Origin of the sequence: Mesorhizobium sp. M0119 (assembly GCF_040322615.1) — a bacterium.
Taxonomy (GTDB): Bacteria; Pseudomonadota; Alphaproteobacteria; order Rhizobiales; family Rhizobiaceae; genus Mesorhizobium.
Genome location: NZ_JAMYTU010000012.1, coordinates 137792 through 152629, shown reverse-complemented (window position 1 = coordinate 152629; position 14838 = coordinate 137792). Strand labels below are relative to the sequence as shown.

The window sequence follows — 14838 nt, the reverse complement described above, 5'->3', positions numbered from 1 at the left end:
GTCATCCGATGCTGGCCTCCACTCCAGCCAGCATCTTGAATCACAAAACAGATAAATCTGGAATCCCCTTTGATTCCGTCAAAGGGGGAACCGCTTTAGGTCGACTATTCCGAACGACTGCACCGGCTCATCCCATATGGCCAGTGCTGTCAGCTCGACGACGACCAGCCGAGGTCAAGGCCGCCGAATCGGAGCGCCGTATCGAAGGTGCCGCCGATTTCTGGCTGTCGCACCAATCGGACTACGGAAAATTGTCGGTGCGCTTCGACAAAAGGCAGCGTGCGTCGTCTTGATCGCGCCAGAGCTGTCATGTTCTTGCACGTTCAAGAACCCGCGTTCGACGGCTCGTTTTTAGACGTCGTTCCGTGGCAAGTCGGCTCCCGCTTGGACAAGTCGCTCCACGACGGCGGCCGCCTCCTCTGGAATGGCCGGTATGGTGCCCGACTTCCGCGTCGATCCGAAATCGAGGCCGGCGAAAAAGAGACCTGGAACAGCGCCGACGCCATCCTCGTGGACGGGCTGGCCGGCTGCATCGAGCGCGCCGGGAAGCCGAACCCATGAGAAATCGCCGGTGAAGCCCGTGCACCAGATCACTGATCTGATGCCGCTCGCCGTCCAGGCGAGGGAGCGGATCGGCGGATCAGGCAAGCGCGGTTCGATCGTCTCATCCGGATCGTCCTCGGCCAGTGGCGCATCGAGGCCGGTGCGCTCGATGTACTCGTCAACCAGGCGCTTAGCATTCGCCGAAACCTCGTCGGCAAATCGCATATGGTCGTCGAGTTCGCCGCCGAAGACGAGGTTGCCATTCTCCACACCCCTGAAGCGGCCGAGCAGCACCACGCCCTTTGCACTCAGCGACTGCAGGCTGATCGTATGGGTCGCGCCGATCAGCGCGCGGGCCTGCAGCTTGCCGGAGGGGAGGACGAGTTCCTTGCGCGGAACGTCGAGAAAACCGGACAGCGTCAGCCATTTAAGTATGTTGCCCCCGCGGTAGCGCCGCACCCAACGGCCGTTGCGGCTGGTCGCCAAAAAGACCACACGTCCGGCCAGCGCCAGATCCTCGGCGATCTGCCCGCCCGACTGGCCGCTGCCGACCACCAGCACCGCGCCATTCTCGAACTCGGCCGGGTTGCGATAAGCCGAGGAATCGACTTGGCGAATTGCGGTTGGCAAGTCAGTCGACCCTGGTGGCCGAACCTGCCGGTTTTGGTCGCCAGTGGCGATCACCACATTGCGCGCCAGAAACGCCCCGTCCGTCGTGGTGATGCGAAAGATCCCATCGTCTCTCGTCAGCTCTTGCACCGGAGTTTGGGTGCTTACCGGCAGGCGGTGCCGCTCGGCATAGCCTTCGAGATACGCGACAAACTCGTGGTGGGTTATCGCGCCCCAGGGCTCGGGTCCCTCGTAGGAATCACCGGGCAAGATGGAGCGAATGGTGGGCGAATTCAGTCGAAACGAGTTCCACCGCTGCGTTCGCCACGTCTCGCCGATCCGGCCTCGATCGAGCACGCGGTGGTCGCGGCCCTGCCGTTTCAAGAAATAGCTGACGCCGAGCCCCGCCGGACCGGCGCCAATAACGAGGGCGTCAAGAACTTCGCTCATGCATTCCCCCTGCCAACCATACGTCCACAAGATCGTATGGCTCGGCTTGGGGCAAGAATAGAGTTCGGGCTGGGATTGCGCTATCCGCGCCGCTCACCCCCAGATGGCCAGCCCCGTCAGGCCGACGATGCCGACGACCAGCCGCCACCAGCCGAACAGCGCATAGCCATGGCGCGAGACGTAGTCGAGCAGGAAGCGCACGACGATTAGCGCGGTGACGAAGGCGGCGACGAAGCCGATGGTGATTATGGGCAGGTCGGCACTGCTCAGCACATTGCGGTTCTTGAACAGGTCGAAGGCGAAGGCGCCGACCATCGTCGGGATGGCAAGGAAGAACGAGAATTCCGCCGCCGCCCGCTTGTCGACACCGAGCAGCAGCGCGCCGACGATCGTCGAGCCCGAGCGCGACGTGCCGGGGATTAGCGACAAGCACTGAAACAGCCCGATCTGCAGATAAAGCCTGGTCGGAAACCGCTCGACATCGTGGTAATACGGCTTCGGCTTCATGCGATCGACCAACAGCAGGATGACACCGCCGATGATCAGCATGATGCAGATCAGCCGCGGCGATTCGAATAGCACCGTCTTGATGAAATCATGCGCCAGCGCGCCTATGATTGCCGCAGGCAGGAATGCGATGAGGATGCCAAGGACGAAATGCCGCGTCAGCCGGTCGTAGGGCAGTTCGAGCAGCATCTTCCAGAGACGGCGGAAGTAGACGCTGAGGATCGCCAATATGGCGCCGAGCTGGATCAGGATTTCGAAGGCCTTTCCGGTCGAATGAAAGCCGAGGAAATGGCCGGCGAGCAGGATATGACCGGTCGAAGACACCGGAATGAACTCGGTCAGGCCCTCGAGCATGCCGAGCAGCAGCGCTTCGACGACGGTCTGGCTTTCCATGGCAACCTCGGCGTTGGAGTGAGGGCTTGAGAAACGGCTTGCTTGTCACGGCACGGAACTCCCCCTATAGGTCCCAGCACCCTGACAGCCCCTGAATCGGGCGGCCAAGACTTACCGGCGCAGCCGGCGATTTGCCAGTGCGCTTTATTATCGCGGGACCATGCTGACGCTTTTCCACCATCCGATGTTCGCCAGCTGCCGCTTCGTCCGCCTCGCCTTTGGCGAGTATGGCGAGGAACTGGCGCTGATCGAAGAGAAGCCGTGGACGCGGCGCAAGGAGTTCCTGGCGCTGAATCCGGCCGGCACGCTGCCGATCCTGCTCGCCGAAGGCGACGTGCCGATCGTCGGCGCAGTGGTCATTGCCGAATATCTCGACGAGACGCGCGGCGTACTCAAGCGCGACAAGCGGCTGTTCGCCGAGGATCCGATGGAGCGCGCCGAAATCCGCCGGCTGACCGACTGGTACCTCAACAAGGCGGAAAGCGAGGTTACCCGGCATCTGGTGCGCGAGCGCGTCCTGAAGCCGGTCATGCCGGAAACGGCGGGCGGCGGCTCGCCCGATTCGGCGGCGATCCGCGCCGCCCGCGCCAATATCCGCCAGCACATGAAATACACCAACTGGCTGGCCGGCACCCGTCATTGGCTGGCCGGCAACAAGGTCACCTATGCCGATCTCGCGGCGGCGGCGGCACTGTCGGTGCTCGACTATCTCGGCGAGATCGACTGGCGCGAACACAGCGCTGCGCGCGAATGGTATACAAGGGTGAAATCACGGCCTTCGTTCCGGCCGCTTCTGTCCGACCGGGTGCGCGGCCTGTCGCCGGTGTCACATTATGCGGACCTCGATTTCTGACGCGGCAAAGCTGCGCGCGCTCATCGACCGCGAGGCGCGGAACGCCGGCTTCGACGCCGTTGCCGTCACCACACCCGATGCGATCCCGCAGGCGCCGGAGCGGCTGGCCGAATTCGTTGCCGACGGCTTTCACGGTTCGATGGGCTGGATTGCCGAAACGCTCGAGCGGCGAGGCAAACCGACGATGCTTTGGCCGGAGGTCCGCTCGATCATCGTGCTGGCGATGAATTACGGCCCCGACCACGACCCACGCGAGGTGCTGGCGAAGCGCGACCGCGGCGCGATCTCGGCCTATGCGCAGAACCGCGACTACCATGACGTGATGAAAGGCCGACTGAAGGAGATCGCCGGCAAGATCGTGGCGCGCGCCGGCGGTGACGTGAAAGTGTTTGTCGACACCGCGCCGGTGATGGAAAAGCCGCTGGCCGAGTCGGCCGGCCTCGGCTGGCAAGGCAAGCACACCAACCTGGTCAGCCGCGCGCATGGCTCCTGGCTGTTCCTCGGCACCATCTTCACGACGGCCGAACTGGTGCCGGACGCGGCGGAGGACGATCATTGCGGCTCCTGCCGGGCCTGCCTCGACGCCTGCCCGACCGATGCCTTTCCGGCGCCCTATCGGCTCGATGCGCGGCGCTGCATTTCCTACCTCACCATCGAGAACAAAGGGCCGATCCCACATGAGTTCCGGGAAAAGATCGGCAATCGCATCTATGGCTGCGACGACTGCCTGGCCGCCTGTCCGTGGAACAAGTTCGCCCAAGCTGCCTCCGAGGCTAAGCTTGCCGCCCGCGCGGACTTGCGCGAACCTTCGCTCGCCGGGTTGCTGCGCCTCGACGACGCTGCCTTCCGCGCGCTTTTTTCGGGCTCGCCGATCAAGCGCATCGGTCGCGATCGTTTCATCCGCAACGTGCTGATCGCCGCCGGCAATTCCCAGGATTTGTCGCTTGCCGGCGCCGTCCGCGCGCTGCTCGACGACGCCTCGCCCCTGGTTCGCGGAGCCGCGATATGGGCGCTGTCGCGGCTGGTGCCGGGTCGGGAGTTTGCCGAACGTGCCGCAGCCGCTTTGCAAGCAGAAGATGACGAGGCGGTAAGAGGCGAATGGCTTCTGGCCCTGCCAAAGCCGATCGAGGCCCATACATGACGAAAAAGCAGATTTTCATCTTCGGCGCCGGTTATTCGGGCAAGGCCTTCGCCCGCAACAGGGATGCCGACACAACGATCTTCGGTACAACACGGTCGCTGGAAAAATTCGCGGCGCTGCGGCAAGCCGGTATCGTGCCGCTGCGTTTCGATGGCACGCTGACTTCCGAAATCGGCGATGCGCTTGGGAAGACAACCCATCTCGTCGTCTCGGTCGCGCCGGACGAGGCCGGCGACCCGGTGCTGGGCGCGGCACGCGAGGTGATCGTGGCCAACATGCCGGAGCTCGAATGGATCGCCTATCTCTCCACCGTCGGCGTCTATGGCGACCATAGCGGCAATTGGGTGGACGAGGCCGCCGAATGCCGGCCAGTATCGAAGCGATCAGTGATGAGGGTTGCCGCCGAGCAGGATTGGCTGAAACTGGGCCACGACGTCGGCCGGCCGGTGGCGATCCTGCGGCTTTCCGGCATTTATGGGCCAGGCCGCAACGCCCTGGTCAATCTGGAAAACGGCACCGCCCGGCGGTTGGTCAAGCCGGGCCAGGTGTTCAACCGCATCCATTGCGACGATATTGCCGGCGCGCTCTGGCATCTCGCCGAAGGCAAGCGCGGCGGCATCTTCAACGTCACCGACGACCTGCCGGCGCCGCCGCAGGACGTGGTCGCCTATGCCGCCAGGTTGATGGGCATCGAGCCGCCGCCCGAAATTCCGTTCGAGACCGCCCAACTTTCGCCCATGGCGCGATCTTTCTATGGCGAGAACAAACGTGTCACCAACGCAGCGATCAAGGCGGCCGGCTATGGCTTTCGCTTCCCTGACTACCGCTCGGCTCTCGATGCCATGTGGGCAAGCGGCGACTGGCGCGAGGGCGAGGCGCGCAGTCCGATGAAACGGTCGTGATCGATACGTTGCGCGGGGCGTGGTATGATGCGGTTCAAATCGCGGAGGGGTCCAGCTTGGGGAAGACGTTAAAGCGAGCGTTGCCCGGCAAAACGCTGCTGCTTTCGGCAGCACTGGCGGTCGCCGGCTTGACGGCGCTTGCAGCGCAGACGACGAGCGCCGAGGAACGAGCAAAAGACCTGTTCGGCGCCAAAAAGCTGCCGGCACTCGCAGCAGCGCAATCGATTGGCTTTTATTCCAAAGGCTGTTTTTCCGGCGGCGTCGCCCTGCCCCTGGACGGCCGGCATTGGGAGGTGATGCGGCCGTCGCGCAACCGCCGCTGGGGCCATCCGGCGATGATCGCGATGATCGAGAAACTATCGCGCGATGCCGCGGCCGACGGCTGGCCGGGCCTGTTGATCGGCGACATCTCGCAACCGCGCGGCGGGCCGATGCTGAGCGGCCATGCCTCGCACCAGATCGGCCTCGACGCCGACATCTGGCTGACGCCGATGCCCGACCGCACGCTTTCGACCGACGAGCGCGAAAACATCAGCGCTACCTTGATGGTCGATGAAAAGACCCATCTGGTGAAGGATGGCCTGTGGACGCCGATGCATACGCGGCTGTTGAAGCGCGCCGCGAGCTATCCCGAAGTAGAGCGCATCCTGGTCAATCCTGGGATCAAGAAGAAGCTCTGCGACACGGTCAAAGGCGACCGCAGCTGGTTGCGCAAGGTCAGGCCGTTCTGGGGCCACGATTACCACTTCCACATTCGCATCGGCTGCCAGCCTGGGTCACCCGACTGCAAGGCGCAGGAAGCGACGGCGTCGGGCGATGGCTGCGACCAGGCGCTGGCCTGGTGGTTCACCGAGGAGCCGTGGCGCCCCAACAAGAATCCGGACAAGCCGAAGGCACGCGACGTGATGACGATGGCGAACCTGCCCAGGCAATGCCAGTTCGTGCTCGACGCGCCGGCTCCGGCCTCGGCGGAAGCAGTCACCTACTATGGCGACGGCGTGCCGATCGCGGCCGTACCTGCTCCCGCGGCAGAGCCTTCGCCGCCGCCGACGGTCGCAGCCGGCGGGGCAGCGCTTCCGGCCTCGGCGAACGCCTTTGTGGCGACCCCCGAGATCCGCATTCCACTGCCGCGTCCACGACCGGGGCACTGATGGGGCAGCGTGTTCGCTGTCTGCATCCGTGCATCTCCACTTCGAAAACCGATTTCCCTTTTTGCGGTCATGCGCTAGTCAACGAGAGAACGGCGATACGCGTCGGGAACGGACGAGAGCATGCCAGGCGTAAGCGACGACGACACTCTGTTGCGATTTCCGATCCTGATCGGCGACATAGGCGGCACCAATGCGCGCTTCTCGATCGTGCTTGACGCGAATTCCGAAGCCGGCGAGCCGACGATCGTCCAGACCGCCAACTTCAATACGATAGACGAGGCGATACAGTCGGCCGTGCTCGACCGCTCGTCGGTCCGGCCGAATTCAGCTGTGCTGGCGGTAGCCGGTCCTGTCGAAAGCGACGAGATCCCGCTTACCAATTGCCCATGGATCGTCAAGCCGAGACAGATGTTTGCCAGTCTCGGTCTCAGCGACGTCGTGGTGCTCAACGACTTCGAGGCACAGGCGCTGGCTGTCGTCGCGCTCGGCGAAGAGCATATGGAGAAGATCGGCGGTGACGCGCCGGAACCGAATTCCGGGCGGGTGGTGCTCGGCCCGGGAACGGGGCTCGGCGTCGCCGGGCTGGTCTATGCGCTGCATCACTGGATACCGGTACCCGGCGAGGGCGGCCATATGGATATCGGCCCGCGCTCGCCGCGCGATTTCCAGGTGTTTCCGCATATCGAGAAGCTCGAGGGCCGCATCTCCGGCGAACAGATCCTGTCCGGGCGCGGCCTGGTCAATGCCTACCGGGCGGTGGCCAAGGCGGACGGCAAGCCGTCGCCCTTCACCACGCCTGCCGAGGTCACCGCCGCGGCGCTGGCAAAGAACGATCCGGTGGCCGAAGAAGCGCTGTCGATCTTCGTCACTTGCCTGGGGCGCACCGCCGGCGACCTCGCTCTGGTGTTCATGAGCCGCGGCGGCGTGTTTCTCACCGGCGGCATCGCGCAAAAAATCCTGCCGGCACTGCGCACCGGTAATTTCCGCGCCGCCTTCGAGGACAAGGCGCCGCACAGCGCCCTGATGCGCAGCATGCCGGTCTATGTCATCACCCATCCGCTGGCGGCGCTTTTAGGACTGGCCGCCTATGCCAGAAATCCGTCGCTGTTCGGCGTGCAGACGGCGGGGCGGCGCTGGCGGGTCTAGGACATAAGCTGCGCCGCGACGAAGTTTCGCCGTCCCCGGCCATAGGCAAGCCGCCATTGCAGCGTTAAGAGGTTGCCGAATTGCAGCCCGGCCGAACCGAAACCACAAAGCGCTCCAACTTGACACTTCCAGCACCAACCAAAGGGAAAGTCCGTCCCAGCGAGATCGTGGCGGTGATCCGCCGCATCATCGCCGAGAACAGCCGCGATTATCGCTGGTACTATGCTCTTGCCGTGCTGTGCCTGGTGACGATCGCGGCGACGACCGCCTTCACAGCCTGGATCATGAAGGATGTCATCGATCAGATCTTCTACCAACAGCGCGGCGATCTTATCGCGCTGATCAGCGTGTCGATCCTGGCCGCCTTCATGCTGCGCGGGCTGGCCAGCTACGGCCAGGCAGTGACGCTGGCCAAAATCGGCAACAATCTGGTGGCGCGCTATCAACGCCGCATCTTCGACCATCTGATGAAGCTCGGCGTCAGCTTCTTCAACGACACCCGCTCGGGCCGGCTCGCCGCGCAGATCAATGAGAACGTCAACGGCATCCGCGATCTCCTGTCGATGACGCTGACATCGCTGGCGCGCGATGCCGTATCGCTTGTCGCGCTGGTCGGCGTCATGATCTGGCAGGACCCGATGCTCTCGGCGATGTCGCTGCTGATCGGCCCGCCTTTGATCTACAGTGTCACCTATCTGATGCGCCGGGTGCGTCGCATCACCCGTGAATCGGTGCAGATCAACTCGCGGCTGATCGGCGCGATGCAGGAAGCGACGCAAGGCATCGCTATCGTCAAGGCCTTCACCCTGGAAGACGAGCTGTCGCGCCGCATCGGCGGCCTCGTCGCGGGCGCCGAGCAGCGGGCAAACAAGATCGCCCGCGTCTCGGAACGGCTGACGCCGATCTCCGAAATGCTGGCCGGCTTCGCCGTCGCCGGCGTCATCGCCTATTCTGGCTACCGGGCGACCGCCGGCGGCCAGCCGCCGGGCGCGGTGTTTGCCTTCATCACCGCCCTGCTTCTTGCCTATGATCCGGCGAGGCGGTTGGCGCGTATGCAGGTTGGCATGGAAAAATCGCTGGTCAATGCGCGCATGATCTACGAGCTTCTCGACCTTGAGCCGCAGCAGGGTGACGTGCCGGCAGCCGCCGAGGCGAAATTCACCTCTGGCGAAGTGCGCTTCAACAACGTGTCCTTCCGCTATGTCGAGGAGGCACCGGTCCTGCAGGATCTGAGCTTTGTCGCCGCCGCCGGCAAGGTGACCGCCATCGTCGGCGCCTCGGGCGCCGGCAAGACGACACTGGTTGCGCTGCTGCAGCGCTTCTACGACGTCGAGTCGGGCAGCATCGAAATCGACGGCCAGGACATTTCAAAGGTCACCAAGCATTCGCTGCGCGGCTCGATTGCCTATGTATCGCAGCAGCCTTATCTGTTCGAAGGCACCATCCGCGACAACATCCGCTACGGGCGACTGAGCGCCACGGACGCCGAGATTGAACGCGCCGCCCAACAGGCTGCGGCCGACGATTTCATTCGCCAGCAGCCGCAAGGCTATGACACGCCCGTCGGCGAGAACGGCGTCACGCTGTCGGGCGGCCAGCGCCAGCGCGTATCGATTGCCCGCGCTATCGTGCGGCAGGCGCCGATCCTGCTGCTCGACGAAGCCACCTCGGCGCTCGACAACGAGGCCGAGGCCCGCGTCCAGCAGGCGCTGACCCATGTCATGGAAGGGCGCACTACCATTGTCATCGCGCACCGGCTGTCGACGGTGGTCAATGCCGACCATATCATCGTGCTGGAGCAGGGCCGGCTGGTCGAACAGGGCACGCATGCCTTGCTGATGGCCGACCCGCATAGCGTCTATGCCCGGTTCCACCGGGTGCAGGGCAGGAAAGGGCTGGGGCTTGTCGATGACGGCAAGCCAATCCAGACTGCGACCCAAAATGGTCACGCGAAAAAGGCGGCCGGGAGACATTCATGAGTGACACTTCGACCGTTAGTGAAATGGGCCTGGTGGTGGTGGGCGCGGCCGGCCGCATGGGCCAGGCGCTGATCCGCGCTATCCACACGATACCGGGCGCCCGCGTCGCCGGCGCGATCGAGCGGGCCGGTTCGCCCCATATCGGCAAGGATGCCGGCGAGCTCGCCGGCGTCGGCAGGCTCGAGGTGGCGATCGGCGACGATCCGCTGCCGGCCTTCGCCAAGGCCGGCGGCGTGCTCGATTTCACCACGCCGGCAGCAACTGTCGAATTCGCCGGCTACGCGGCGCAGGCGCGCATCGTCCATGTCATCGGCACCACCGGCTGCTCGGCCGAAGACAATGCCAGGATCGCGGCGGCGGCGCGCCACGCGACGGTGGTCAAGTCAGGCAATATGAGCCTCGGCGTCAATCTGCTGGCGGTGCTGGTTGAGCAGGCCGCGCGCGCGCTCGATGCTGACGATTTCGACATCGAGATCCTGGAAATGCATCACCGGCACAAGGTCGATGCGCCGTCGGGCACGGCGCTGCTGCTCGGCGAGGCCGCCGCCGCCGGGCGCGGCGTAGCACTTGCCGGCAACGATGTTCGCGTGCGCGACGGCCATACCGGCGTGCGCAAGGCAGGCTCGATCGGTTTCGCCAGCTTGCGTGGCGGCTCGGTGGTCGGCGATCATAGTGTGGTGCTGGCCGGTACCGGCGAGCGCATCACGCTCGCCCACTACGCCGAAGACCGGGCGATCTTTGCCCGCGGCGCGGTCAAGGCAGCCCTGTGGGCGCGCGGCCGCAAGCCGGGCCTGTATTCGATGCGGGACGTGCTCGGCCTGACAAGCTGATCCACAGATTTGGCTGATCCACAAAATTTGAAGGAGCAAATATGTCGAGAACTCTCGTGCTCGTGCGCCACGGCCAGAGCGAATGGAACCTGAAGAATCTTTTTACCGGCTGGCGCGACGTCGATCTGACCGAACTGGGCCATGCCGAGGCCAAGCAAGCCGGCGCCAAGCTCAGGGCGCGCGGCATGAAATTCGACATCGCCTTCACGTCGTCGCTGATCCGGGCGCAGAAGACCTGCCAGCATATTCTTGACGCCGTCGGCCAGAGCGACCTCGAGACCATTCGCGACCAGGCGCTGAACGAGCGCGACTATGGCGATCTGTCCGGCCTCAACAAGGATGATGCGCGCAAGAAATGGGGTGAGGAGCAGGTGCATGTCTGGCGCCGCTCCTACGACGTGCCGCCGCCCGGCGGGGAAAGCCTGAAGGACACCGGCGCGCGCGTCTGGCCCTATTACCTGCACGATCTGCAGCCGCATGTGCTGCGCGGCGGCACGGTGCTGGTGGCGGCACACGGCAATTCGCTGCGCGCGCTGATCATGGCGCTGGACGGCAAATCGGGCGAGGAGATCGTCAAGCTCGAACTCGGCACCGGCGTGCCGGTCATCTACACGCTCAACGCCGATTCCACGGTGGCGTCGAAGGAAGTGCTGGAGCATTGAGCCGGAGAAGCAACGCGGCTTTCAAAAAAGCGCGTTGACACTCATCCCTCGCCCGCTTAATGAGCGCGCACCAGCCCAGATGGCGGAATTGGTAGACGCGCACGGTTCAGGTCCGTGTTCCGCAAGGAGTGGAGGTTCGAGTCCTCTTCTGGGCACCAAATTCCCGTTTCGAACTTTTTGACAGGGTTCGGAGACCCAAGAAAAAGCCCCGGTTTTGCCGGGCTTTTTCTTGATCCAATGCCCTAGGCTGCCCACCGTCGCCCATGGCATCCACAAGATATCTAACGAATACCCGTCCGGGTTAGGCAGCGATCTGTCATTGCGACAGCGCAGCAGCGGAAGGATTTGGCCCGAGATCACTCTGGTGATCTTCTGTTGCTTGGCGTTGGTTACGACGGTCATGCACGCGCATCCGTAGCCGTGGCCCGAACCAGGCACATTGGTCTCGACGAATTGCCGCTCGTCAAAGGCCGGCACATTGTCGATGCCTTTGGGATCCGGCCGTCCCTGCATCTGGATCCACCAATCCCCGTCACTGTCGGTCAGGACGAGGTTGCCGGGTGTCGGGCTGGAGTACCAGCCACAACGGCGCTCGGCATGGGCGGCAGCAGGCAAGGACATGGTGGCCAGGCAGAAACAGATTGCGAACAATGGGCGCATGAGAATCTTCACCTCCCTTGAGTAAAGCAGTTCATGCTGCAGATAATCCGCGTTGACGCCGGTAACGAGGCGGCATGATTTTGCAAGCCTTATGGCCTCAACTTCGTGTCCACATTTTCTTCGATCAATCCGCAATGAAGCGTCACAGGCTGCTTTTGGACGTCGCTAAGTGGACCGTCGATGAAATCGCAGCTGAGCAGATTGTCCGGACTGCTCTTGCGCGCCGACGCAACGTTGACGTTGACCTCGGGAGGGCCGGCAAGCCAGTCGAGACGCTTCGTGTCTACCTTTGTGCCGCTGATGCGGGCGTGGCCCGCTGTGCCCGCTATCTCGACCTCTTCGTCCTGCGGCGTGAGATCGATCTGGCCGACTTCGTTGGCATGCTTCTCGGCGCTTCGCTTCGGGTCGCCGTAATAGGAGGCGAGGACAACGATCCCTTCCTTTTCAGCCGCGAGCTTGGCGGCTGCTTTTTTGGACAGCGTGACGTTGACGTCGAAGCCAAGGTCGCCCTGGGCTGTCGCCGGCACAGCACATGCCAACAGCGCAGATGCTGCAATCGTTACTGCGGGCAGTGATCTGTAGCGTTTCACAATCCACCTCCTTCGGGTCCCTCATTCAATGATGATGCCCCGCGCACGCTTCATGTCAGATGCCGACATCGCGCTCGCCGCCGGCTGAATCATTCAATTTCCTCGCGATGCAACATTCAGAGCAACGCGCGACAGTTGAGAATCTGCTGGAGGCAGGTTCAAACGCTTTAATCGGTCGGCGGTTTCCTGCTCGATGTGCAGCCCCCAATCGGAAAAGAACCGGGTCAGGTCCTGATTTGCGACCGTACTGGCACGCAGGATGAAGGTTTGTACCTTGACCGCATCCTGCTCATTGGCATCATCCAGTGGATGCTCGCGATAATATCGGTGAAGCTTCGGATAGAAATCCTCGCCGAGACCCCGGCGCAATTGATCGAACATGACCAGCCGCGCCCAAAGCTCATCGTCGTCATCCGCGCTGACACGCATCTGTTTTTCATTGTCGAAATCGCGCGTCTTCCGCGCCAGATATCGCGCCGCCAGATCCAGCGGCGTCTTGCCAGTAGAGTCATCGCGCTCTTTCAAGCGGGACGGATGGCCAAAATGTGCCTGGGCGTTGAGCGAGTAGATATTGACCGTAGTTTCTACAATCTCGCCCCAGGTCCAATCTTGCTGCTGGTACATATGGCCGGTTTCATGCCAGATCGACCACGCTTGCCGCAGCTTATTCACGTCCAGCAAATCACCCATGTTGCTGCCGGGGACACCTATAAAATAGTTGCCTGCGTACATGTATATGCCGTCATCGAAGACCTTCGCCGGTGTCACCGTGTCCTGCTGATAGTGCATGCGCAAACGGGATGCCCGATGAAGTTTGGAGGAACCGTCGAGGCCGGATAGCGCATCGTACCAGCCTAGAATTTGCTCGAGGGTGTCGAGAATTTCCGCAGGGTCGTCCTGAGGCGCCCTCATATAGACTTTGCGGGTCGCGGTGATGGCAACACGCTCGCTTATCATCTCGACGAATGGCGCACCGGGCATGTCGGTGAGCATTTTACGCCAGTCTTCGAAGCTTGTTTTTCCCTTGACGTAGAGGGGGATCGAACTGCCGCCGCGCACGATTGCCACGTCGATCGGAGGCAGAGCCGCACTGAAGCCGCTGTAGGCGTAGCGGAAATAGATCAGCCCGTCGCGCTTCGCCGTGAAGTCGGTGCGCCCTTCCTTGGCAATGACCAATTGCGGGTCATCCTGGGTCTTTCGTCATAGAAGCTGTTAATCGGGCCGATCATGATCATCAAGCCGTCGGGGGAAGGCGGCAGGCCTTCGGCCGTAACCGATACTGCCTCTCCCTTTTTCACGAACACACCGCTTGGCTGATCGTCCATCAGCTTCGTGCGTCTCAGCCTATTGGCCTCGGGTGTGGCTGCAGGCATCGGAGCGAGGCGATAGCGTTTGTTCAGGTTGTCGAATTCCGACACCGCTGCCGACGCCGTTGCCGGTCGGTCGCCATTGCCGGCCGGATAAAGCAACCACTGGGCATTGTCGTCCAGGCTGGCGTCATAGACGATGATCCGAGCGTCGTCCGCACGTTCATTGGCCCTGACGTTGAGCGTCGTGCCGCTGTCATCCAGCTCGATGCCGTAGCTGTTCAGATGCGGCTTGAAGCGCCATGCCTGCCCCTCAGCGGACTGCTCGTCCTTGAGGACGACACTCGTATTCCCGTTTTCGTCTTCGTCGCCCCCGGCAAGATACGTTCCGTATCGTCGAGACCGGATTTGATAGGTTGCGCCGTTCGTTTCTCCGGTCGCCCTGGTGATGGTCCACAGCTGCGCGGGACCATCCTTGGGTTTGCGAGCGGACTGACCAAGCACGATCTCGCCATGCCTGTCTTCAAAGGCGGTGAGCGCTTTGTAGGAATGCTTCGCGACGATGTAATAGTCCCCGTTGGGGATCTCAGCGGCACCTGTGGCCGTAACAATTGCCGCCAGCAAGAGCCCGGCTATCAAGTGCGCTCCAGATACGATGAAGGTCTTCATCCCGACACCGACGTGTCAATTCGCGGCCGGGACGGGACAACTCATCGGATCCCCCTGCTTGCCGCATTTCAGGTAACCCTCGAAGGCTTTGACCCGGGATTGCGCCAGGCTGTCCATGCACTGCGCGGTGAGCATCGGCATTACGCTTCCTCCGGCAGCTCCCGCGGTCTGGAAACTGCACTCGGCGTCGCGAAATTTGTCCCAATCCCGTTGTGCCTGGACGAGAAGCTTCTTGGTATCCGCGTCACCCTTCAGGCGGGCTTCGATCTGTTGGTAAAGCTCATTCAGCTTCTTGTCGGATTTCTTGAGCGCGGCATCGGCGCACGCGTTCAGGGAGGCCTGATCCTTGGCAGCGGCGTAGCACTTGTCCTGGGCAAAGGCAAAAGTCGGCATGGCCAGAACCACGGCAGCAGTCAGAATTGCGGTTTTCATCGATTTCCCTTTCC

General features: G+C 62.9%; 15 protein-coding genes, 1 tRNA gene and 1 pseudogene. 10 read left to right on the top strand and 7 right to left on the bottom strand.

The genetic code is table 11. The features are described 5' to 3' along the window. Nucleotides 1-8 precede the first annotated feature (8 nt). Nucleotides 9-293 carry a PDDEXK family nuclease gene (locus NKJ40_RS14535; RefSeq protein ID WP_352466614.1) on the top strand — a complete coding sequence of 95 codons (285 nt, stop codon included), beginning with the start codon at nt 9-11 and terminating at the stop codon, nt 291-293. A 58-nt stretch (nt 294-351) separates the two neighbouring features. Here NKJ40_RS14535 and NKJ40_RS14530 read toward each other — a convergent pair whose 3' ends face one another. Then, nucleotides 352-1602 carry a flavin-containing monooxygenase gene (locus NKJ40_RS14530; RefSeq protein WP_352466609.1) on the bottom strand — a complete coding sequence of 417 codons (1251 nt, stop codon included), beginning with the start codon at nt 1600-1602 and terminating at the stop codon, nt 352-354. 93 nt (nt 1603-1695) lie between these two features. Further along, entirely contained in the window at nt 1696-2502 is an 807-nt protein-coding gene (locus NKJ40_RS14525) for an undecaprenyl-diphosphate phosphatase (RefSeq protein ID WP_352466608.1), read from the bottom strand. 160 nt (nt 2503-2662) lie between these two features. On the opposite strand from NKJ40_RS14525, the gene NKJ40_RS14520 reads away from it, so the two are divergent. The 9 genes from NKJ40_RS14520 (at nt 2663) to NKJ40_RS14480 (ending at nt 11324) form a co-directional block, all read left to right on the top strand. Next, nucleotides 2663-3355, top strand: coding sequence for a glutathione S-transferase family protein (locus NKJ40_RS14520; protein WP_023678968.1), 693 nt, complete (start codon nt 2663-2665; stop codon nt 3353-3355). After that, the gene (queG, locus tag NKJ40_RS14515) at nt 3336-4496 is read left to right on the top strand and encodes a tRNA epoxyqueuosine(34) reductase QueG (RefSeq protein WP_352466607.1); all 1161 of its coding nucleotides are present in this window, start codon (nt 3336-3338) and stop codon (nt 4494-4496) included. The genes NKJ40_RS14520 and queG overlap by 20 nt, the downstream gene beginning before the upstream one ends. Continuing rightward, nucleotides 4493-5398 (top strand): SDR family oxidoreductase, encoded by a 906-nt coding sequence (locus NKJ40_RS14510; RefSeq protein WP_352466606.1) that lies wholly within the window; start codon nt 4493-4495, stop codon nt 5396-5398. Before queG ends, NKJ40_RS14510 begins: the two co-directional genes overlap by 4 nt. 56 nt (nt 5399-5454) lie before the next feature. Next, nucleotides 5455-6549, top strand: a complete 1095-nt coding sequence (gene mepA / locus NKJ40_RS14505; RefSeq protein ID WP_352466605.1) for a penicillin-insensitive murein endopeptidase — start codon at nt 5455-5457, stop codon at nt 6547-6549. A gap of 120 nt (nt 6550-6669) precedes the next feature. Next, nucleotides 6670-7695 (top strand): glucokinase, encoded by a 1026-nt coding sequence (locus NKJ40_RS14500; protein ID WP_352466604.1) that lies wholly within the window; start codon nt 6670-6672, stop codon nt 7693-7695. A gap of 119 nt (nt 7696-7814) precedes the next feature. Continuing rightward, entirely contained in the window at nt 7815-9674 is a 1860-nt protein-coding gene (locus tag NKJ40_RS14495; protein WP_352466603.1) for an ABC transporter ATP-binding protein, read from the top strand. Beyond that, complete coding sequence (gene dapB, locus NKJ40_RS14490; protein WP_352466602.1) at nt 9671-10504, top strand: 4-hydroxy-tetrahydrodipicolinate reductase; 834 nt, start codon at nt 9671-9673, stop codon at nt 10502-10504. Before NKJ40_RS14495 ends, dapB begins: the two co-directional genes overlap by 4 nt. A gap of 41 nt (nt 10505-10545) precedes the next feature. Then, complete coding sequence (locus NKJ40_RS14485; RefSeq protein ID WP_352466601.1) at nt 10546-11166, top strand: 2,3-bisphosphoglycerate-dependent phosphoglycerate mutase; 621 nt, start codon at nt 10546-10548, stop codon at nt 11164-11166. Between the two features lie 73 nt (nt 11167-11239). Then, nucleotides 11240-11324: transfer RNA gene (locus tag NKJ40_RS14480), tRNA-Leu, on the top strand. A 160-nt stretch (nt 11325-11484) separates the two neighbouring features. On the opposite strand, the pseudogene NKJ40_RS14475 reads toward NKJ40_RS14480, so the two are convergent. From NKJ40_RS14475 to NKJ40_RS14455, 5 genes and pseudogenes are all read right to left on the bottom strand, one after another. Then, nucleotides 11485-11787: pseudogene (locus tag NKJ40_RS14475) on the bottom strand (DUF4087 domain-containing protein); the annotation flags it as partial. A gap of 128 nt (nt 11788-11915) precedes the next feature. Then, nucleotides 11916-12416 carry a hypothetical protein gene (locus NKJ40_RS14470; RefSeq protein WP_352466600.1) on the bottom strand — a complete coding sequence of 167 codons (501 nt, stop codon included), beginning with the start codon at nt 12414-12416 and terminating at the stop codon, nt 11916-11918. Nucleotides 12417-12509: 93 nt separating this feature from the next. After that, nucleotides 12510-13592 carry a M60 family metallopeptidase gene (locus NKJ40_RS14465; protein ID WP_352466599.1) on the bottom strand — a complete coding sequence of 361 codons (1083 nt, stop codon included), beginning with the start codon at nt 13590-13592 and terminating at the stop codon, nt 12510-12512. Next, nucleotides 13538-14392: an RICIN domain-containing protein gene (locus NKJ40_RS14460; RefSeq protein WP_352466598.1), complete on the bottom strand. Its 855-nt coding sequence runs from the start codon at nt 14390-14392 to the stop codon at nt 13538-13540. The genes NKJ40_RS14465 and NKJ40_RS14460 overlap by 55 nt, the downstream gene beginning before the upstream one ends. Nucleotides 14393-14407: 15 nt before the next feature. After that, a complete protein-coding gene (locus NKJ40_RS14455; RefSeq protein ID WP_352466597.1) occupies nt 14408-14824 on the bottom strand; it encodes a lysozyme inhibitor LprI family protein in 417 nt (138 codons plus the stop codon). Between the last annotated feature and the right edge of the window lie 14 nt (nt 14825-14838).